The organism is Pseudoxanthomonas suwonensis, from assembly GCF_000972865.1.
In the GTDB taxonomy this organism is placed as follows: Bacteria; Pseudomonadota; Gammaproteobacteria; order Xanthomonadales; family Xanthomonadaceae; genus Pseudoxanthomonas; species Pseudoxanthomonas suwonensis_B.
Genome location: NZ_CP011144.1, coordinates 621,215 through 640,881 on the forward strand (window position 1 = coordinate 621,215; position 19,667 = coordinate 640,881).

Here is a 19,667-nt window from a genome sequence, read left to right on the forward strand (position 1 = left end):
CAGGAGTCTCCGGGGCCGAATCCACGGCGAATTGACAAGGCGAGCCGCGAATCCTAGCAGGCTTCGCCACCCGAGCGCAGCCGGCCGGGCGACCGGGGCCTGGGGTGAACGGAATTCTTACACCCGGCCGGGCCGGATGTCCCCAGTGGACAGGGGGTCGATGGCCGGAGTTCCGGCCGCGGCCCGACGGCGGCTGAACGCCCCGGCGCTCCCGGCGCCCATGCCGCCGCGGGCGGCTCCGGCCGGGCGGACGGAGCACGCTCAGACCAGCTGCAACTCGAAGGCCTTGAGCACGGCCCGGGTGCGGTCGCGCACGCCGAGCTTGCTCAGTATGTTGGACACGTGGTTCTTGATCGTGCCCTCGGCCACGCCCAGCGAGTTGGCGATCTCCTTGTTGGAAAAGCCCGACGCCATCAGCCGCAGGATCTCGGTCTCGCGGTCGGTCAGCGGATCGGGGCGGTCCAGGCTGACGAAGTCGTTGCGCATGTGCTCCAGCCCCGACAGCAGGCGCTGGGTCACCGCCGGCTGCACCAGCGATCCGCCCTCGGCCACGGTGCGGATCGCGCCGACCAGCTGCTCCAGCGACACGTCCTTGAGCAGGTAGCCCTTGGCACCGGCCTTGAGCCCGGCCAGCACCAGCTGGTCGTCGTCGAAGGTGGTCAGGATGATGGTCGGCGGCAGCTGGTCCAGGCGCGAGAGCACCTGCAGCGCCTCCAGCCCGGACATGGCCGGCATGCGCATGTCCATCAGCACCACGTCCGGCTTGACCTGCGGGATCAGCTCGACCGCCTGGCGACCGTCGCCGGCCTCGGCGATCACTTCGATGCCGCCATCCAGCGCCAGCAGGGAACGGATGCCCTGGCGGACCAGGGTCTGGTCGTCGACCAGGCAGACTCGGATCATGGAAGCGCTCCTTCGATGGCCGGCATCGCCGGGGTGGAGACGGGGATGGACAGGCGCAGCCGGAACCCGGCGCCGCGCCGGGTCTGGATGTCGAGGGTACCGCCGCACTGCTGGAGCCGTTCGCGCATGCCGCGCAGGCCGTTGCCGGGGACCAGGCCGTCGGCGCCCTGGCCGTCGTCCTCGGCTTCCAGCACCAGCCCGCCGGATTCGCGCCAGACCCGGATCCGCAGGCGCCGCGCGCCGGCATGGCGGACCGCGTTGGTGATGATTTCCTGGGTGCAGCGCAGCATCACGTGGGCGCGCTCGGGGTCGTCGATGGCCAGCGGCGATTCGACCTCCAGCGCGATGTCCAGGGACGGCACGTGGTCGGCCAGCGGCCGCAGCGCCGCGGCCAGGTCGATCCCGCCGCTGGCGTCGCGCAGCTGGCTGACCGCCTCGCGCACGTCGGTCAGCAGCAGCCGGGCCAGGGTGTTGGCCTGGCGCACGTGTTCCTGGGCGCGGCCCTGGGTCATGTGGCTGGCCACTTCCAGGTTCAGGCTCAGCGCGGTCAGGTGGTGGCCGAGCAGGTCATGCAGCTCGCGCGAGATGCGGGTGCGCTCGTTGACCCGGGCGCTCTCGGCCAGCAGCGCGCGGGTCGCGCGCAATTCGGCGTTGAGCCGGCGCTGCTCGTCGCGGGCCTGGGCCTGCTGCCGGGCGACCAGGCTGGTCACGTAGATGAACATCGAGAAGCCGGCATACAGCAGCGACTGCATCAATGCCTCGAACAGCGGCATCCGGAACACGTTGTAGTAGATCGGCAGCACCGCCAGCTGGCTCATCAGCAGCAGGACCATGCCCGAGCCGGCCGGCAGCAGCCAGGGGATCACGCCGGCCGCGACCATCAGCAGGATGCTGCCCAGGCCCGAGCCGTTGAAGTAGCTCACCGCCAGCGCGAACACCGTCAGCACCAGCAGCAGCACCCGGTCCAGCCAGTTGCCGGCGGCATGGCCCAGGCCCCGGGTCAGCCACCAGTAGCAGGCGCCGAAGCCCAGGTAGCAGGCGAACAGCCAGACCGCGCGCGCGCCGAGGCTGGCCAGTTCCTCGCCGCCGTCGGCCGGCACGTACTGCGAATAGACCAGCGGCACGCCGACCATGGCCCAGGTGAACAGGCCGGCGTAGCGCAGCAGGCGGGTATGGCTGAGGCGTCCGAACATAACGGCATCTTACGGTGCGGGCCGGCATACGTCGGCGGACGGAAGTCATGCCCGGCTCGCCCGGGCCCGACCCCCGTGCGATAATCCCGCCCGGCCGCGCCACCGGCCCCCACACAGCACCACCGCCCCACACGGAGTCGGCTTTACCCCCATGTCCATCGTCATCCGCGACGTGCGCGAACACGAGCTGGATTCGGTCCTGGCGCTCAACAACAACGCCGGCTCGGCGATCCTGCCGCTCGACTCGGCCCGGCTCCGCGACTTCTACGAGAACGCCGAGTACTTCCGCGTGGCCGAACGCGACGGCAACCTGGCCGGGTTCCTGGTCGGCTTCGGCAGCGACGCCGACCACGACAGCAGCAACTTCGCCTGGTTCAAGGCGCGCTACCCGAATTTCTTCTACATCGACCGGATCGTGGTCGCCAGCCGCCGCCGCGGCGGCGGCGTGGGCCGCGCGTTCTACGCCGACGTGCAGAGCTACGCCGAGCTGCGCTACCCGCAGCTGTGCTGCGAGGTGTTCCTCGACCACGGCGCCGACCCGGCACTGCTGTTCCACGGCAGCTTCGGCTTCCACGAGGCCGGCCAGAACGTGATGGCGAACGTGGACGTGCGCGCCAGCATGATGACCAAGGAGCTGTGCAGCTATCCCTGGGTCCACGCGACCTACGGCGACGACCTGCCCGACCTGCCCTGGGTCGGCCGCCCCCGCCAGAGCCAGCCGCGCGACAGCCGTGCGACGGGTACCTGACGTGGCGCTGGCGGCCAACGACTACGAACAGGCAGGCGAACTGAAGATCGGCCAGGTCGGCATCGCCAACCTGCGCGTGCGCACCCTCGATGTCGCCCAGCTGGTACGTGAGATGCGCGAGCGGGTGGAGCGCGCGCCCAAGCTGTTCGGCCGCGCCGCGGTGATCGTCGACTTCGGCGGCCTGGCCCAGACCCCGGACGAGGCCACTGCCCGCGCCCTGATCGACGGGCTGCGCGAGGCCGGCGTGCTGCCGGTGGCGCTGGCCTACGGCACCCGCGACAACGACGCCCTGGCCGAGCGCCTGGCCCTGCCGGTGCTGGCCAAGTTCCGCGCCCAATACGAGCATGCCGAGCACGCCGACGCGGCGCCCGCGCGTACCGCTCCGCCCCCGCCGCCGCGCGAACCGGCGCCCGCGTCCCGCGCCGCGGCCAAGCCCGCCGCCGCGGACAAGCCGCGCGCGCCCGGCCGCGTCCAGAAGACCCCGGTCCGCTCCGGCCAGCAGCTGTACGCCGAGGGCTGCGACCTGACCGTGCTGTCCACGGTCGGCGCCGGCGCCGAGGTGATCGCCGACGGCTCGATCCACATCTACGGCACCCTGCGCGGCCGCGCCCTGGCCGGCGCCCAGGGCAATGCCGAGGCGCGGATCTTCTGCCGCGAGTTCCACGCCGAACTGGTGGCCATTGCCGGCCACTACAAGGTGCTGGACGATATCCCCGAGAAGCTGCGCGGCAAGGCCGTGCAGATCTGGCTGGAAAACGACCAGCTCAAGCTGGCCGCACTCGAATGACCCGGCGCGCGCCGGCGGCCCTCCGCCTGGCGCACGCCCCACCCGCACGCAGCATCCAGGAGACATCCATTGGCTGAAATCATCGTAGTCACTTCCGGCAAGGGCGGCGTCGGCAAGACCACCTCCAGCGCCAGCATCGCGATCGGCCTGGCCAAGCGCGGCCACAAGACCGCGGTGATCGACTTCGACGTCGGCCTGCGCAACCTGGACCTGATCATGGGCTGCGAGCGCCGCGTGGTGTACGACTTCGTCAACGTCGTCCACGGCGAGGCCACGCTCAAGCAGGCCCTGATCAAGGACAAGCGCTTCGACAACCTCTACGTGCTGGCCGCCTCGCAGACCCGCGACAAGGACGCGCTGACCAAGGAAGGCGTGGAGAAGGTGCTCAAGGACCTGGCTGCCGACGGCTTCGACTACATCGTCTGCGACTCGCCGGCCGGCATCGAGAAGGGCGCGTTCCTGGCCATGTACTTCGCCGACAAGGCGGTGGTGGTGGTCAACCCGGAAGTGTCCTCGGTGCGCGACTCCGACCGCATCATCGGCCTGCTCGATTCCAAGACGCGCAAGGCCGAGGCCGGCGAAGCGGTGCCCTCGCACCTGCTGCTGACCCGCTACAGCCCGGCGCGGGTGGCCAGCGGCGAGATGCTCAGCATCGCCGACGTCGAGGAGGTGCTGGGCCTGAAGGCGCTGGGTGTCATCCCCGAGTCCTCCGACGTGCTCAACGCCTCCAACAAGGGCGAGCCGGTGATCCTGGAATCCGAGTCCGAGGCCGGCCAGGCCTACGATGACGCGGTGGGCCGCCTGCTCGGCGAGGAGCGGCCGCTGCGCTTCACCACCCTGGAGAAGAAAGGCTTCTTCAGCAAGTTGTTCGGAGGTTGAGCATGGGACTGTTCGACTTCCTCAAGGCCAAGAAGAACACCGCCGAGACGGCCAAGAACCGGCTCCAGATCATCATCGCCCAGGAGCGCAGCAGCCGCGGCGCGCCGGACTACCTGCCGCTGCTGCGGCGGGAGCTGCTGGAGGTGATCAAGAAGTACGTCAACGTCGACGCCGAAGCGGTCAAGGTCGACGTGATCAAGGACGGCGACCACGACGTGCTCGACATCTCGGTGGCGCTGCCGGAAGGACCGGGCTGAGCCCGGCCACGGCGACGCAACGCCTTTGTAGGAGCCGGGTTCAGCCGGCGACACGACGCCGTCGGCACAGGCGACGCCCTGGTGATCCCGACGCCCGTGTCGCCCACTGAAGTGGGCTCCTACAGGAAGGCGGCCGGCGAATCCGTCACCCGCAATCCGCCGCCATGGACTCCCCAGCCACCGACATCCTGTGCCTGCGCGACATCGCGCTGGCGGACGCCGCCGCCCTGCTCGCCGGCCACGGCCTGGCGCTGGAGCAGGTCGCCGACGACGCGCCGATCCCCGGCAGCTACTGGGGCGAGCCGGAAGCCGGGATCATCGGCACCACCGTTTACGTGCGCGGCGACACGCCGGTGCATTCGATGCTGCACGAGGCCTGCCACCTGATCGTGCTGCCGCCCGAGCGCCGCGCCGCGGTCCACACCGACGCCACCGACTCGGTCGCCGAGGAGGACGCCACCTGCTACCTGCAGATCGTCCTGGCCGCCGCCCTGCCCGGCGTCGGCAGCGCGCGGCTGATGGCCGACATGGATGCGTGGGGGTACACCTACCGGCTGGGGTCGACCAGGGCGTGGTTCGAGCGCGATGCCGATGATGCGCGCCAGTGGCTGGCGGAGCGCGGGCTGGTGCCAGCCTGAGCGTCGTCTGGCGGCACTTCCGCAGCGCGTGACGACGCGCGCGGTTTTTTGTAGGAGCGGGCATGACCGCGACCCGGGCGTCTGGACCACGGGGGCGTCGCCTGTGCCGACGGCGTCGCGTCGCGGTCATGCCCGCTCCTACAAAGGGCGCTTCGGGATGTGGCAAGCGCGTGGCGACGCGCCATACCCCGCCAACGCCCTTGTTTTCGCCGGGGCGCGCCACTAGCCTGCCGGCACCGCAATCCCACCGGGGAACCGACGTGAAGCACCGCCACCTGCTGTTGCCGCTCGCCATTGCCGCCGGCGTTCTGTCGCTGTCTGCCTGCAAGAAGGAAGCCTCGCCCGAAGCGGCGCCGGCTGCCGCGCAGTCCGGCGAGACCGCCGACGAGTTCGTCGCCCGGATCAATGCCGAGTACAAGGCGGCCTTGCCCGAGATCAGTTCGGCGCAGTGGTTGTCGCAGACCTACATCAACGAAGACAGCCAGCGGATAGCAGCCAAGGCCAACGAGCGCGCGCTCACCCAGCTCAATGTCTGGATCGAGGAGGCGCGGAAGTTCGAAGGCCAGCCGATGTCGGAAGACAGCCAGCGCACCCTGGCGCTGCTGAAGCTGATGAGCGCGATGCCGGCGCCCAAGGACCCGGCCAGGCTGGCAGAGCTGACCACCATCGCGGCGAAGATGGAGGGCGCCTATGGCGCCGGCACCTACTGCACCGGCGAGGGGGCGGCGAGGAAGTGCCGCCAGTTGGGCGAACTGGAGGATGTGCTGCGTTCCAGCCGCGACTACGACGCCCAGATCGACGCCTGGCAGGGCTGGCACTCCACCGCCGCGCCGATGCGCCAGGACTACGCGCGCTTCGTCGAGCTGGTCAACGAAGGCGCCAGGGAACAGGGCTACGCCGACGCCGGTGCGATGTGGCGCAGCGGCTACGACATGGCGCCCGACGCGTTCGCCGCCGAAACCGACCGCCTTTGGGACCAGGTCCGCCCGCTGTACGAGCAGCTGCACTGCTTCGCCCGCGACCGCCTGCAGCAGACCTACGGCGTGGAGAAGGGCCAGGTCGCAGGCGGCCTGCTGCCGGCGCACCTGACCGGCAACATGTGGCAGCAGGACTGGGGCAACCTGTGGGACATCCTGCAGCCTTACCCGGGCGTGGGCAGCCTGGACATCACCGCGGCGCTGGAGAAGCAGTACCAGCAGGACCTGGGCGCGGCATTGCAGAAGCGCGGCGCGGGCGCCGACGCGAAGGCCCGCTTCGAGGCCGAGCGTGAGGCGCAACTGCATGTCGCCAGGCAGATGACCGAGCGTGCGCAGGACTTCTACGTGTCGCTGGGCATGCCCAAGCTGCCTGACAGCTACTGGGCCAAGACCCAGTTCATCAAGCCGCTGGACCGTGACGTGGTCTGCCACGCCAGCGCCTGGGACCTGGACATGGAAGGCGACGTGCGCACCAAGATGTGCATCAAGCCGAACGAAGAGGACTTCACCACCATCTACCACGAGCTGGGCCACATCTATTACGACCTGGCCTATAACGTGCAGCCGCCGCTGTTCCAGAACGGCGCCAACGACGGCTTCCACGAGGCCATCGGCGACACCATCGTGCTGGCGATGACCCCCAAGTACCTGGAGTCGATCGGCCTGGTCGAAGCCCAGGACCAGAGCCAGCAGGCGCTGATCAACGCGCAGATGCGCATGGCCCTGGCCAAGGTCGCGTTCCTGCCGTTCGGCCTGATGATCGACCGCTGGCGCTGGGGCGTGTTCGACGGCTCGATCACGCCGGACCGCTACAACCAGGCCTGGTGGGAACTGAAGGGCAAGTACCAGGGCGTGGCCCCGGCCAGCGCGCGCGGCGAGGAGTTCTTCGATCCGGGCGCCAAGTACCACGTGCCGGGCAACACCCCGTACACGCGCTACTTCCTCTCGCACGTGCTGCAGTTCCAGTTCTACAAGTCGCTGTGCGAGGCCGCCGGCCACACCGGCCCGCTGTACGACTGCAGCTTCTACGGCAACCCGGAGGCGGGCAGGAAGTTCCAGGCGATGCTGCGGCAGGGCGCCAGCCAGCCCTGGCAGGCCACGATGAAGGAGCTGACCGGCAGCGAGCAGATCGACGGCGGCGCGGTGCTGGAGTACTTCGCCCCGCTGCAGGAGTGGCTCAAGAAGCAGAACGAGGGCAAGCAGTGCGGGTGGCAGGCGGCGGCCACGCCCGCGGCACCGCCGGCGCCGACCGGGCAGGGCTGAGCGGCACGCCAGTTGGATTGGTACGGGCGCCCTCGCGGCGCCCGTGTTTTTTTTGTCGGCCTGATGCTGGCGGGTAGCCGACGCCACGTGGCGAACAACGATCCGGACTTCCTGTAGGAGCCCACTTCAGTGGGCGACACGGGCGTCGGGAATACGAGGAAGTCGCCTGTGCCGACGGCGTCGTGTCGCCGGCTGAACCCGGCTCCTACAAAAGCGGGGTCACTGGACGGTGTCGGAGGCGGCGGCCGGCTGCGCCGCCGCCATCTCCTCTTCCAGCTGCTGCTCGTAGTCGGCCAGCGACTTGCCCTGCGCGGCGGCCTCCAGTTCGGCCTCGTCGCGCAACGCGTCGGAGTACACCAGCTTCACCGCGATCCCCTTCTCGTCGTGCAGGCGCTGCGCGCGGCGGATCAGCATCAGCACCTGCGCGGCGCTGTCGCTGCTGCCGACGATGCGCCCGTCCATGCCCAGCACCCAGACCCCGGACTGGCGGACGATGCCGGCCAGCAGGTTGTCGTCGCGGTCGCGCAGTTCGGCATGCGGTTCGATCTGCGCCGCGCCGGCCTGGGCGCGGTTGCGCTCGCGCGCGGACTTGCGCTTGCGGGCGTCGCGGCGGGCCTTGGACTGGATCGACATGGGGACTCCGGAGAAAAGTGGATCAGAGCTGCTCGCCCGGCTCCAGCGTAGGCGAGGACGGCGGCGGCGGGAAGCGGCGCGCCACCCGGGCCTCCCAGCGCCAGAACAGCCAGCCCAGCAGGGCGAAGCCGGCCAGGCCCAGGGCCAGGTGCAGGCCGTGGTGGCTGAGCAGCGGCGAAAGCACGCCAGCGATGGCGGCGTTGAGCACCAGCTGGGTGAACGCCTGCAGCGAGGACGCCGAGCCACGCTGGCGCGGGTACATGTCCAGGATCGCCAGGGTCAGCACCGGGAACACCAGCGCCACGCCGAACGCGGCCAGGCTCATCGGCAGCACCGCCCACGGCACCGACGGCACGTCGACGAAGGCGTTGTACAGCACGTTGCCCAGCGCGGCGACGCCGATGCAGGCATAGCCCACGCCGACCTGGTACGGCGGCTGCCAGCGCCCGGCCACGCGCCCGGAGACGAACGCGCCCAGGACCATGCCGCCGATGGTCGGAATGAACAGCCAGGCGAACTGCTGCTCGCCCAGGCCGAGCAGGTCCATCACGAACGCCGGCGCCGAGGCGATGTACAGGAACAGCCCGGCGAAGCCGAACGCACCGGCTGCGGCCAGGCGCTGGAAACGCGGGTTGAGGGCAATGGCGACGTAGTCGCGCAGCAGCCGGCCCGGGCGCAGCGGCATGCGCGATTCGCGCGGGTGCGTCTCCGGCAGCCACAGCGCAGTGCTGGCCAGCAGCAGCAGCGAGAACGCGGCCAGGAACCAGAAGATCAGCGGCCAGCGGCCGGCACCCAGCATCCAGCCGCCGATGATCGGGGCGATCGCCGGGGCGATGCCGAAGATCATCGACACCTGGCTCATCAGCCGCTGCGCGTCGCTGCCCTCCAGCACGTCGCGGATCACCGCGCGGCCGACAATCAGGCCCACGCCGGCCGACAGGCCCTGTAGCGCGCGGAACGCCAGCAGCGTGGACAGGTCGCGCGCCAGCGCGCAACCGACCGAGGCGACGATGAACACCGCCAGCCCGGCCAGGATCACCCGGCGCCGGCCGATCGCATCCGACAGCGGCCCGTGGACGATGCTCATCAGCGCGTAGGCGGCCAGGTAGACGCTGATGGTCTGCTGCATCGCCAGCTTGTCGGCGCCGAACTGCGCGGCCATCTGCGGGAAGGCCGGGAAGATGGTGTCGATCGAGAACGGGCCGAACATCGCCAGGCCGCCCAGCAGCAGGGCCAGGCGGCGGGTGGACGGCGCGGAGCGGATGTCCGTCACTGCTGTGCGGTCCGCGGCGGGACGGTCGCGTGCCCTGCTCCGCCCGGCGTCGGCGCGGCCTCTGGCCCGCGCGCCGGCTCCTCCCCGTGCCCGCCGGCCATCCCCGACCGCCCGATATCGGTCGCGGCCGGGTTCGGCCGGAACCTGTCGGCCGGTGCCTGTGGAGTCGGAGCGGTGGCGTCCTGCATGCGTTCCCTCGGCAGATCCCGCCACCCGGGCGGGCCATGCGCCCCGGGCCGTCCCGTTCCATACGGGCTGGACCGTGCCGCGCTGAATACGCCGTCATGTTAAGCCATCGCCCGCGGCCGGAGGCGTATAATTCCGCCCACACCGCGTGCGGTGGGAGAAGCGGGGCGACCCGCTGCCGAAGGCGCAAACGCCCGTAATCGCTCAGGCTCCCATACCACCGCGCACGAACACTCTGGAGAGACCGGCCGCCCGCCAGGGCCGCGCCGGCGCCGAAGGGGCAAGAAGCCGCGACCTCGTCCGCGCCGCTTCCAAACTCTCAGGCAAAAGGACAGAGGGGCGCCTGCCGAGCACGGCTTCTGCTCGTCGTTCCCGCGCAGGCGGGAATGACGCAGCCGGGAAACCGGGCATCGGCGCCCCTCCACTCTCCGCCGGTGCCCCGCCATGTCCCAGCCCGCCCCTTCCCTGCGCGACCCCAGCCTGCGCGAGCTCGAGCAGCACGACGCCTTCGTCGGCCGCCACATCGGCCCCAACGACGCCGAGATCGCCACGATGCTCGCCACCGTCGGCCACGACTCGCTGGAGACGCTGACCGATGCCATCGTTCCGTCGAGCATCAAGTCGCCCGCACCGCTGGCCCTGCCGGAGAGCCTGACCGAGGAAGAGGCGCTGGCCAAGATCCGCGCCGTCGCGCTGAAGAACCAGGTGTTCCGCAACTTCATCGGCCAGGGCTACTACGGCACCCACACGCCGAAGGTGATCCTGCGCAACATCCTCGAGAACCCGGCTTGGTACACCGCCTACACCCCGTACCAGGCGGAGATCTCGCAGGGCCGCATGGAGGCGCTGATCAACTTCCAGACCCTGTGCGCCGACCTGACCGGCATGCAGATCGCCAACGCCTCGCTGCTGGACGAGGCCACCGCCGCGGCCGAGGCGATGACCCTGGCCAAGCGCTCGGCCAAGTCGAAGTCGGACACCTTCTTCGTGCACGACGCGGTGCATCCGCAGACCCTGGAAGTGCTGCGCACCCGCGCCGAGCCGCTCGGCATCGTGCTGCGCGTGGGCACGCCGGAGGAGGCGCTGGAGGCCGAGGCCTTCGGCGTGCTGCTGCAGTACCCGGACACCTTCGGCCACGTCGGCGACCACCGGGCGCTGGCCGACGCCGTGCACGCGCGTGGCGGCCTGGTCGCGGTGGCCACCGACCTGCTCGCACTGACCCTGATCGCCGCCCCCGGCGAATGGGGCGCGGACATCGTGGTCGGCAACAGCCAGCGCTTCGGCGTGCCGTTCGGCTTCGGCGGCCCGCACGCGGCGTTCATGGCCTGCCGCGACGCCTACAAGCGCTCCATGCCCGGCCGCCTGATCGGCGTGTCGATCGACGCCGAGGGCAACCCGGCGTACCGCCTGACCCTGCAGACCCGCGAGCAGCACATCCGCCGCGAGAAGGCCACCTCCAATATCTGCACCGCGCAGGTGCTGCTGGCGGTGATGGCCTCGATGTACGCGGTCTACCACGGTCCCGAGGGCCTGGTCCGCATCGCCCGCCGCACCCACCGCCTGGCCGCGATCCTGGCCGCGGCGCTGCGCGTGGCCGGCGTCAACGTCGGCGAGCGCTTCTTCGACACCCTGCACGTCAAGGACGTGGACGCCGCGGCGATCCATGCGAAGGCACACCAGGCCGGGATCAACCTGCGCGCGATCGACAGCGAGGCAGTCGGCATCAGCCTGGACGAGACCACCACCCGCGCCGACGTCGTCGCCCTGGCCGCGCTGTTCGGCGCCAAGGCCGACCTGGACGCGCTCGACGCGGCCACCGCCGACGCGCTGCCGGAAAGCCTGCTGCGCACCAGCGCCTTCCTGCAGCACCCGGTGTTCAACACCCACCACAGCGAGCACGAACTGCTGCGCTACATGCGCTCACTGGCCGACAAGGACCTGGCGATGGATCGCACCATGATCCCGCTGGGCAGCTGCACCATGAAGCTGAATGCAACGGCCGAGATGATCCCGGTGACCTGGCCGGAATTCGGCCAGATCCATCCGCTGGTCCCGGCCGAGCAGGCGCAGGGCTACGCCCAGCTGATCGCCGAGCTCGAGGCGATGCTGGCCGAGTGCACCGGCTACGACGCGGTCAGCCTGCAGCCCAACTCCGGCGCCCAGGGCGAGTACGCCGGCCTGCTGGCGATCCGCGCGTACCACGCCTCGCGCGGCGAGGGCCACCGCGACATCTGCCTGATCCCCGAATCGGCGCACGGCACCAACCCGGCCTCGGCGCAGATGTGCGGGATGCGGGTCGTGGTCACCAAGTGCGACGCCAACGGCAACGTCGACGTCGAGGACATCCGCCGCGCCGCCGAGAAGCATTCGGCGAACCTGGCCGCGATCATGATGACCTACCCGTCCACCCACGGCGTGTTCGAGGAGGACGTGGTCGAGATCTGCGAGATCGTCCACCGGCACGGCGGCCAGGTGTACACCGACGGCGCCAACATGAACGCACTGGTCGGCGTGGCCAAGCCCGGCAAGTGGGGCTCGGACGTCTCGCACCTGAACCTGCACAAGACCTTCTGCATCCCGCACGGCGGCGGTGGCCCGGGCGTAGGCCCGTGCGCGGTGAAGTCGCATCTGGCGCCGTTCCTGCCGCGCACGCTCGGCGGCGAAGGCGCGGCTTCCAATGGAGTTGTAGGCATGGTCAGCGCCGCCAGCTTCGGTTCGGCCTCCATCCTGCCGATCAGCTGGATGTACGTGACCATGATGGGCAGCACCGGCCTGCGCAAGGCGACCCAGGTCGCTCTGCTCAACGCCAACTACATCTCCAAGCGCCTGGCGTCTCACTACAAGACCCTGTACACCGGCCGCAATGGCCTGGTCGCGCACGAGTGCATCCTCGACATCCGCCCGCTGGAGAAGGCCACCGGCATCGGCGCCGAGGACATCGCCAAGCGCCTGATCGACTTCGGCTTCCACGCGCCCACCCTGAGTTTCCCGGTGGCCGGCACGCTGATGGTCGAGCCGACCGAGAGCGAGTCGCTGCACGAGCTGGACCGCTTCATCGACGCGATGATCCAGATCCGCGACGAGATCCGCGCGATCGAGGACGGCCGTCTGGACCGCGAGGACAACCCGCTCAAGCACGCCCCGCACACCGCCGTGCAGGTTTCCGCCAGCGAATGGACCCATGCCTACCCGCGCGAGCTGGCCGCGTTCCCGCTGCCGTCGCTCAGGCAGCAGAAGTACTGGCCGCCGGTGGCGCGCGTGGACAACGTGCACGGGGACAAGAACGTGTTCTGCAGCTGCATCCCGATCGGCGAGTTCCAGGGCGAACCGGAAGCCTTCAGCGAGCCGAACGTGATGTAACGCACCCCGCCCACAATGGAGTCAGGTTCATTTTTCTGGGAAATTGAACCTGACCCCATTTGGCTGGACCCCATTTGGCTGCCCGAAAGCGCCGGGATCAGCCGCGCAGACGCACCGCCGGGCTCTCGTCGATCGAGCCGTCGGGCTGCAGCACCACGTAGCGGGTGCCGCCGCGGTCGAACAGCACCGGCATCGGCGCCTGGAACAGCGGCCGGCGGACGAAGCGCAGTTCCCAGTGGAACTGCTCCATGGTCTTCAGGGTGCTCAACTGCGCGGGGGTCAGCCCGTCCTTCAGTTGCGCCGGCTCCGGCGCGGCCTGCGGCCTGCGCCGCTCCTTCTGCATATTCGACACTGGCATTGCGACTCCGAGGGTAGAGCGTGCATCCCTGCCCGCCCACGAGGTTGTCCATGCATCGGCGCCGGTGATCACGCGCCGTCCATCACTCCGCCAGAGAACCGGCGGGACCGCCCTGCAATGCAAGAGCCGTGCCGCGACGATGCCGGTGGCCTGCCACGGCTTCCGTCCTCACATCCTAGGCCGGTCACGGGTACGCAATGGACGCCCGGCGGCACTGAACGCCGCTGCGCGTCAGCCACGCCCTCCTGACCCTCGCTCCGGCAATGGCGATGCGGGCTTCACCTCCCATTCGCATCGCGTGCGCGTCCGCTGAACGGCAGGTCGGTCACGATGCCGCTTCTTCGCCCTGCAGGAACCCGCCCATGGCCAGCAAGAAGCCCGCCCGCCGCCGCGATGCCGACGACCGCGGTTCCCCGACCGAGACCCGTGGCCATGGCGACGAACTGCAGCAGCTTGCCGGCGGCACCCACCCACCGCTGACCACCGCGCAGGGCATCCCCGTTGCCGACAACCAGAACTCGCTGCGCGCCACCCCGCTCGGACCGACCCTGCTGGAGGACTTCATCCTCCGCGAGAAAATCACCCACTTCGACCACGAGCGCATTCCCGAGCGCATCGTCCACGCCCGCGGCTCGGCCGCGCACGGCTATTTCGAACTGACCGAGTCGCTGGCCGAATACACCACCGCCAAGGTGCTGACCGAGGCAGGCGGGAAGACCCCGGTGTTCGTGCGCTTCTCCACCGTCGCCGGCGGCGCCGGCTCGGTCGACACTCCGCGCGACGTGCGCGGCTTCGCGGTCAAGTTCTACACCCAGGAGGGCAACTGGGACCTGGTCGGCAACAACATCCCGGTGTTCTTCATCCAGGACGCGATGAAGTTCCCCGACGTGGTCCACTCGGTGAAGATGGAGCCGGACCGCGCCTTCCCGCAGGCTGCCAGCGCCCACGACACCTTCTGGGACTTCGTGTCGCTCACGCCCGAGACCATGCACATGATCATGTGGGCGATGAGCGACCGCACCATCCCGCGCTCGCTGCGCACGATCGAGGGCTTCGGCGTGCACTCCTTCCGCCTGCTCGACGCCAAGGGCAACAGCACCTTCGTCAAGTTCCACTGGCGGCCGAAGCTGGGCATCCAGTCCACGGTCTGGGACGAGGCGGTCAAGCTGCAGGGCGCCGACAACGACTTCCACCGCCGCGACCTGTTCGAGGCGATCCAGGCCGGGCAGTTCCCGGAGTGGGAACTGGGCGTGCAGCTGTTCACCGAGGAGGAGGCCGAGGCCTTCCCGTTCGACCACCTCGACCCGACCAAGCTGGTACCCGAGGAGACCGTGCCGCTGCGCATCGTCGGCCGCCTGGTACTGGACCGCTGGCCGGACAACTTCTTCGCCGAAACCGAACAGGTCGCCTACTGCCCGGCCAACATCGTGCCGGGCATCGACTTCAGCAACGACCCGCTGCTGCAGGGCCGGCTGTTCTCCTACCTGGACACTCAGCTGTCGCGCCTTGGCGGGCCGAACTTCCACCAGATCCCGGTCAACGCGCCCAAGTGCCCGTTCGCAAACCACCAGCGCGACGGACACATGCAGATGGAAGTGCACAAGGGGCGGGTGAACTACGAGCCCAGCTCGCTGCAAGCGGATTCACCGCGGGCCACGCCGGCGGGTTTCCGCAGCCATACCACGCCACCGGACGACGGCGCCAAGGGCCGGATCCGCGCCGAGAGCTTCGCCGACCACTACAGCCAGGCGCGGATGTTCTTCCGCAGCCAGAGCAAGCTCGAGCAGGCGCACATGGCCAGCGCGCTGGTATTCGAGTTGTCCAAGGTGGAGACGCCGCACGTGCGCGAGGCGATCGTGGGCCACCTGCGCCACATCGACGCCTCGCTGGCGCAGCGGGTGGCCGACGGCCTGGGCATGCCGGAGCTGCCGCCGGCACCGCCGGCGCGGGTACCAGCGCAGGACCTGCCGCCCTCGCCTGCGCTGCGCATCATCGACCGCATGCGCGACACGCTGGAGGGCCGCTGCGTCGGCATCCTGGTCGACGACGGTTCCGACGCGGCCACGATCAAGGCACTGCGCAAGGCCGCCGAGAAGGACGGCGCCACGGTCAAGATCGTCGCGCCGAAGCTCGGCGGCGCAACGCTGTCCGACGGCCGCCGCCAGGCCGCCGACGGCCAGCTGGCCGGCACCCCGTCGGTGGTGTTCGACGCGGTGGCGCTGGTGCTGTCGGAAGACGCCGGTGCCGCACTGGCCAAGGAAGCGGCGGCGGTGGACTGGGTGCGCGATGCCTGGGGCCATCTCAAGGCGATCGCCGCCGATGCCGGCGCGCGCAAGGTGCTCAAGGCCGGCGGCGTCGGCCGCGACGCGGGCGTGGTCGATGCCGGCGACGCAGCGGCCTTCGTCAAGGCCGCCAGGACCCGGCAGTGGGAGCGCGAACCGAAGGTGCGCACGTTGGCCTGACGAAGCTGCTCACCGGCAGGAGCCGGGCTGCGGCGGGCGACACCCCATGCCGCGCAGGCGACACTCCTCGCGATTCCGACGCCGTGTCGCCATGGATGGGCTCTAGATTGCCCGGCGCGCCGGCGTTCAGGTGCTGCGCTTGCGTGTGCGCGCCGCCTTCTTCGCCGCGGCCTTGCGCGCGGCCGGGCCCTTGGTCCGGGCTGCCTTCTTCGCCGCCGCCGAACGGCTGCCGGCACTGCGCTTGGACGCGGCCTTCTTCGCCTGGGTGGACAGCGCCTTCTTGCCGACCGCCTTCTTCGCGGTGGTGCCGCGACTGGCGGTCTTGAGCGCCTTCCTGGCACCGGTCGAGCGGGTCGGAGAGATCTTCTTCGTCGCCTTCCTGGCCGCCTTGCTGTCCTGCGCGGCCTTCTTCTTGGTCGCCTTCGACGCGCTCTTGCCGGGCTTGGCCTTGACCCCGGCGCGGCGCGCCTTGGACAGCCCGATCGCAATGGCCTGCTTGGCGTTCTTGGCGCCGTGCTTGCCCTCGCGCACGTGCTCGATTTCCTCCTTCACGTACTCACCGGCCTGGGTGCCGGCCGACTTGCCCTGGCGCTTGGCACGGGCGGCGGCCTGGCGGGTCTTCTTTTCCGGCATGACGCCTCTCCTGCGGGGGATCGACCCGGGCGGTGTAGCAATGCGGTGGTGAACACACCGTGCAATCGGCGGCACGCTCACGCGAAACGACGCACGACGATGCCGCGGTTCAGACGCCCCGGTGGTATAGGCCAAGACCCCGTTGCTGCTCGACCATCAATCCAGCGCCGTAGGCGTCGAGCAGAACGCGCACGGCGCTGCAGGCCGAAGAGCACGTACCAGCGCGGGTGCGGCGCGCCAAGGGAGGGTCATATGTAGGAGCCGGGTTCAGCCGGCGACACGACGACGTCGGCACAGGCGACGCCGTCGTATTCCCGACGCCCGTGTCGCCCACTGAAGTGGGCTCCTACAAAAAGCCGGAAAGGCCGGCGGCGCGGCCCGGCGCAGACCGGGCCGCGGAACGCCACTCAATGCACCAGCGTCTGGATCGCGTGCGCCGGGATGGTGACGCGGGTGGAGGCGGTGCCGACGTAGTAGTTGTAGGAGATCGCCTCGTCGGTCGGGTTCATCACCACCGTGGCCAGCCGGCCGTCGGAGTTGAGGAACGCGGTCGACAGCAGGTTGCTGCGGCTGCTCGACGCGCTCACCCGGTACGCGCCCGGGCGCAGGAACTTGGAGAAGTGGCCGATGTACCAGTAGCTGGGCGTATAGACCAGCTCGCCGGTGCGGGTATCGGCATGGATCGGCGAGAAGCAGTAGTTGCCGACGTGGTTCGGGCCGCCGGTCTCGTCCAGCAGCATGTTCCAGTCGATCCAGCCGGAGGCGCCGTTGTTGAGGTCATTGATGATCGAGGTGCCGTAGCGCTCGCCGTTGGCCCAGCGCTGCACCTGCGCCCAGTCGAACCCCTCCACTGTGGCCTCGGTCAGCAGCAGCACCTTGTCCGGATACGACTCCTTCACCCGGCGCACGTTCTCGAACATCGGATCGAAGCCGGCCCAGGTCTCGTACCAGTGGAAACCCATGCCCCAGGCGTACTGGGCCGCCTCCGGGTCGCCGAAGATCACGTTGGCGCGGTGGACCATCATGTCGCGGTTGTGGTCCCAGACCACGATCTTGGTGTCCGGGTGGGCGCTGGCCCGGACGGTCGGGCCGAGGTGGTTCTTGAGGAAGTCGCGCTCCTCCTCGGCGGTGTACAGCATCGACTCCCAGGTCTGCTTGGCCATCGGCTCGTTCTGCACGCTGATCGACCAGATCGGGATGCCCTCGGCCTGGTAGGCGTCGATGAACCTGGTGTAGTACTTCGCCCAGGCGGCGGCGTGCTCGGGCAGCAGGCGGCCGCCCTGCAGCATGTGGTTGGTGTCCTTCATGAAGGCCGGCGCGCTCCACGGGCTGGCCATCAGCGGCAGCTTGCCGCCGGCGGCCTCGATGGCGCGCTTGATCATCGGGATGCGGTACCGGCGGTCGTGCTCGATCGAGAAGGTCTTCAGTTCGCCGTCGCCCTCCTCGATGTAGGTGTAGCTGCCGCTGCTGAAGTCCGAGCTGTGGATGGTGGTGCGCCCCAGGGTGTAGCCGATCCCGTGCTCGGTGTCGTAGTAGGCGCGCAGCAGTTCGGCCTGGCGCCTGGCGTCGAGCTTGGCGAAGGTCTCGGCGGTGGCGTCGGTGATCGAGCCGCCGATGCCGAGCAGGTCCTGGAAGCGCCGGGCCGGCTCGACGAACACCGAGTTCTCCGCCTCGGTCAGCGCATGGCCCGCGGCCAGCGGCGCGGACTGGCTGCGCACCATCTGCCGGCCGGCGTCCTTGGCCGTGGTGTAGATCGTAACCACTTGACCCTCCGCGGATTTCACCGTGGCCGCCTGGACCGGCAATGCCGCCATGACCAGCGCTGTCATCAGAATGGACTTCACTGCACCCCTCCTTGCTGTGTGAATCGGGGAGGGTACCGGTCCGGGAGACCGGGAGGCATGTTGCGGTGCAACGGAAGATACGCCTCCACGCCCCCGCCCGTGGCTACGCCGGCATAATCGGCGGCCCGACCGCCTCCAGGAGAGAGCGCCATGCGCAAGCCCACGCACGACCCCTCCCGCCGTTCCGCCCTCAAGGGCCTGCTGGTCTCCGGTGCCGCCCTGGCGCTGGCCCGGTGGCCGCTGCCGGCACTGGCTGCCGACGACGCCCCCATCCTGCGCGCGATCCCGTCGACCGGCGTGCGCATCCCGATCGTCGGCCTGGGCACCAACGCCTATGGCGTGGCCACCGCCGAGGAACGCGCGCCGCTGCGCGAGGTGATCGCGCGGCTGGCGCAGGTGCAAGGCAGCGTGATCGATACCGCGCCGGGCTATCGCAACTCCGAGGAGGTGCTGGGCGAGCTCATCGCCGAACTGGGCGTACGCGACCGCCTGTTCCTGGCGACCAAGGTCACCGCTCCCGGCGACGACCTCGCCGAGGCGCTGCGCCAGTTGGAGAACTCGTTCCGCCTGCTCAAGACCGACCGCATCGACCTGATGCAGGTGCACAACCTCAACGGCGCCGAGGCCGTCCTGCCGACCCTGGCGCAGTGGAAGCGCGATGGCCGCTTCGGCCACATCGGCATCACCACTTCCTCCAACGACCAGCACGCGCGCACCGCCGAACTGATCCGCCAGCACGCGCTGGACTTCGTGCAGGTCAACTACTCGCTGGGCAACCGCGCCGCCGAGGAGACCGTGCTGCCGGCCGCGCTGGAACGCGGCACCGCCGTGCTGCTCAACATCCCGCTGGGCGGGCGCCGCGGCAGTCTGTTCGGCAAGGTCAAGGACGTGCCGCTGCCGGCCTGGGCCGCCGACTTCGACGCCCACAGCTGGGGCCAGCTGTTCCTCAAGTACAGCCTGTCGCACCCGGCGGTGACCGCGGTGATCCCCGGCACCACCAAGGTCGCCAACCTGGAGGACAACCTGGGCGCCGGCCGCGGCCGCCTGCCGGATGCGGCGACGCGGAAGCGGATCGAGGAACTGTGGGATTCGCTGGGCTGAGACGAGTCATCTGGACCCGCCGCAGCCTCGCTGGCGAGTGCTCGCCATGCGGGAGCGAAGCACCGGCACCGCATCGATATGGCAGCTCGATGCGATGCCGGCCACAGGACACGGCGTGCTCTGCAAGGGCGAATGCACCTTCAACATGAACGGGACGACATTCGCCGTTTGC

The 19,667-nt window shown here is 69.8% G+C and carries 16 protein-coding genes and 2 riboswitches; of the genes, 9 read left to right on the forward strand and 7 right to left on the reverse strand.

Going from position 1 to position 19,667, the window contains the following annotated elements:
- Positions 1-261: 261 nt before the first annotated feature.
- Complete coding sequence (locus WQ53_RS02730) at positions 262-903, reverse strand: response regulator (RefSeq protein WP_052630180.1); 642 nt, start codon at positions 901-903, stop codon at positions 262-264.
- Positions 900-2,096, reverse strand: a complete 1,197-nt coding sequence (locus tag WQ53_RS02735; protein ID WP_052630182.1) for a sensor histidine kinase — start codon at positions 2,094-2,096, stop codon at positions 900-902. Before WQ53_RS02735 ends, WQ53_RS02730 begins: the two co-directional genes overlap by 4 nt.
- Positions 2,097-2,247: 151 nt before the next feature.
- Between WQ53_RS02735 and WQ53_RS02740 the strand changes: the two genes are divergently transcribed.
- The 6 genes from WQ53_RS02740 to WQ53_RS02765 all read left to right on the forward strand — a co-directional run bounded on the left by WQ53_RS02740 (position 2,248) and on the right by WQ53_RS02765 (position 7,645).
- Positions 2,248-2,844: a GNAT family N-acetyltransferase gene (locus tag WQ53_RS02740; RefSeq protein WP_052630184.1), complete on the forward strand. Its 597-nt coding sequence runs from the start codon at positions 2,248-2,250 to the stop codon at positions 2,842-2,844.
- A complete protein-coding gene (gene minC, locus WQ53_RS02745) occupies positions 2,828-3,631 on the forward strand; it encodes a septum site-determining protein MinC (RefSeq protein ID WP_236685894.1) in 804 nt (267 codons plus the stop codon). The genes WQ53_RS02740 and minC overlap by 17 nt, the downstream gene beginning before the upstream one ends.
- 69 nt (positions 3,632-3,700) lie before the next feature.
- Complete coding sequence (gene minD / locus WQ53_RS02750; protein WP_052630188.1) at positions 3,701-4,510, forward strand: septum site-determining protein MinD; 810 nt, start codon at positions 3,701-3,703, stop codon at positions 4,508-4,510.
- A 2-nt stretch (positions 4,511-4,512) separates the two neighbouring features.
- Positions 4,513-4,767 (forward strand): cell division topological specificity factor MinE, encoded by a 255-nt coding sequence (gene minE, locus WQ53_RS02755; protein ID WP_052630190.1) that lies wholly within the window; start codon positions 4,513-4,515, stop codon positions 4,765-4,767.
- A gap of 164 nt (positions 4,768-4,931) precedes the next feature.
- Positions 4,932-5,405 carry a hypothetical protein gene (locus WQ53_RS02760; protein ID WP_052630192.1) on the forward strand — a complete coding sequence of 158 codons (474 nt, stop codon included), beginning with the start codon at positions 4,932-4,934 and terminating at the stop codon, positions 5,403-5,405.
- 260 nt (positions 5,406-5,665) lie between these two features.
- Positions 5,666-7,645, forward strand: coding sequence for a M2 family metallopeptidase (locus WQ53_RS02765; protein WP_052630194.1), 1,980 nt, complete (start codon positions 5,666-5,668; stop codon positions 7,643-7,645).
- Positions 7,646-7,864: 219 nt separating this feature from the next.
- Here WQ53_RS02765 and WQ53_RS02770 read toward each other — a convergent pair whose 3' ends face one another.
- Together WQ53_RS02770 and WQ53_RS02775 are read right to left on the reverse strand one after the other, a co-directional pair.
- Positions 7,865-8,278: a hypothetical protein gene (locus tag WQ53_RS02770; RefSeq protein WP_052630196.1), complete on the reverse strand. Its 414-nt coding sequence runs from the start codon at positions 8,276-8,278 to the stop codon at positions 7,865-7,867.
- Between the two features lie 22 nt (positions 8,279-8,300).
- The gene (locus WQ53_RS02775) at positions 8,301-9,488 is read right to left on the reverse strand and encodes a multidrug effflux MFS transporter (protein ID WP_052633887.1); all 1,188 of its coding nucleotides are present in this window, start codon (positions 9,486-9,488) and stop codon (positions 8,301-8,303) included.
- Between the two features lie 393 nt (positions 9,489-9,881).
- Positions 9,882-9,967: riboswitch (glycine riboswitch) on the forward strand.
- A 3-nt stretch (positions 9,968-9,970) separates the two neighbouring features.
- Positions 9,971-10,074, forward strand: a riboswitch (glycine riboswitch).
- Positions 10,075-10,181: 107 nt separating this feature from the next.
- On the opposite strand from WQ53_RS02775, the gene gcvP reads away from it, so the two are divergent.
- On the forward strand, positions 10,182-13,097 hold the full coding sequence (gene gcvP, locus WQ53_RS02780; RefSeq protein ID WP_052630198.1) for an aminomethyl-transferring glycine dehydrogenase: 2,916 nt from the start codon (positions 10,182-10,184) through the stop codon (positions 13,095-13,097).
- 97 nt (positions 13,098-13,194) lie between these two features.
- Here the strand turns inward: gcvP and WQ53_RS02785 are convergent, their stop codons facing one another.
- Entirely contained in the window at positions 13,195-13,455 is a 261-nt protein-coding gene (locus WQ53_RS02785) for a hypothetical protein (protein ID WP_236685895.1), read from the reverse strand.
- A 362-nt stretch (positions 13,456-13,817) separates the two neighbouring features.
- On the opposite strand from WQ53_RS02785, the gene WQ53_RS02790 reads away from it, so the two are divergent.
- The gene (locus WQ53_RS02790) at positions 13,818-15,917 is read left to right on the forward strand and encodes a catalase (protein WP_052630202.1); all 2,100 of its coding nucleotides are present in this window, start codon (positions 13,818-13,820) and stop codon (positions 15,915-15,917) included.
- A 126-nt stretch (positions 15,918-16,043) separates the two neighbouring features.
- Here WQ53_RS02790 and WQ53_RS02795 read toward each other — a convergent pair whose 3' ends face one another.
- Positions 16,044-16,550 carry a hypothetical protein gene (locus WQ53_RS02795; protein ID WP_052630203.1) on the reverse strand — a complete coding sequence of 169 codons (507 nt, stop codon included), beginning with the start codon at positions 16,548-16,550 and terminating at the stop codon, positions 16,044-16,046.
- Positions 16,551-16,957: 407 nt separating this feature from the next.
- Positions 16,958-18,271, reverse strand: a complete 1,314-nt coding sequence (locus WQ53_RS02800; protein ID WP_052633888.1) for a glycoside hydrolase family 30 protein — start codon at positions 18,269-18,271, stop codon at positions 16,958-16,960.
- A gap of 273 nt (positions 18,272-18,544) precedes the next feature.
- Here WQ53_RS02800 and WQ53_RS02805 point away from each other — a divergent pair, with 273 nt between their 5' ends.
- Positions 18,545-19,495, forward strand: a complete 951-nt coding sequence (locus WQ53_RS02805) for an aldo/keto reductase (protein WP_052630205.1) — start codon at positions 18,545-18,547, stop codon at positions 19,493-19,495.
- Positions 19,496-19,667 lie beyond the last annotated feature (172 nt).

Coding starts and splice junctions, on each gene's coding strand:
- WQ53_RS02785 (WP_236685895.1), bottom strand. CDS start 13,455: ATGCCAGTGTCGAATATGCAGAAGGAGCGGCGCAGGCCGCAGGCCGCG.
- WQ53_RS02770 (WP_052630196.1), bottom strand. CDS start 8,278: ATGTCGATCCAGTCCAAGGCCCGCCGCGACGCCCGCAAGCGCAAGTCC.
- minE (WP_052630190.1), top strand. CDS start 4,513: ATGGGACTGTTCGACTTCCTCAAGGCCAAGAAGAACACCGCCGAGACG.
- WQ53_RS02775 (WP_052633887.1), bottom strand. CDS start 9,488: ATGTTCGGCCCGTTCTCGATCGACACCATCTTCCCGGCCTTCCCGCAG.
- gcvP (WP_052630198.1), top strand. CDS start 10,182: ATGTCCCAGCCCGCCCCTTCCCTGCGCGACCCCAGCCTGCGCGAGCTC.
- WQ53_RS02760 (WP_052630192.1), top strand. CDS start 4,932: ATGGACTCCCCAGCCACCGACATCCTGTGCCTGCGCGACATCGCGCTG.
- WQ53_RS02730 (WP_052630180.1), bottom strand. CDS start 903: ATGATCCGAGTCTGCCTGGTCGACGACCAGACCCTGGTCCGCCAGGGC.
- WQ53_RS02795 (WP_052630203.1), bottom strand. CDS start 16,550: ATGCCGGAAAAGAAGACCCGCCAGGCCGCCGCCCGTGCCAAGCGCCAG.
- WQ53_RS02805 (WP_052630205.1), top strand. CDS start 18,545: ATGCGCAAGCCCACGCACGACCCCTCCCGCCGTTCCGCCCTCAAGGGC.
- WQ53_RS02735 (WP_052630182.1), bottom strand. CDS start 2,096: ATGTTCGGACGCCTCAGCCATACCCGCCTGCTGCGCTACGCCGGCCTG.
- WQ53_RS02790 (WP_052630202.1), top strand. CDS start 13,818: ATGGCCAGCAAGAAGCCCGCCCGCCGCCGCGATGCCGACGACCGCGGT.
- WQ53_RS02740 (WP_052630184.1), top strand. CDS start 2,248: ATGTCCATCGTCATCCGCGACGTGCGCGAACACGAGCTGGATTCGGTC.
- WQ53_RS02800 (WP_052633888.1), bottom strand. CDS start 18,271: ATGGTGCGCAGCCAGTCCGCGCCGCTGGCCGCGGGCCATGCGCTGACC.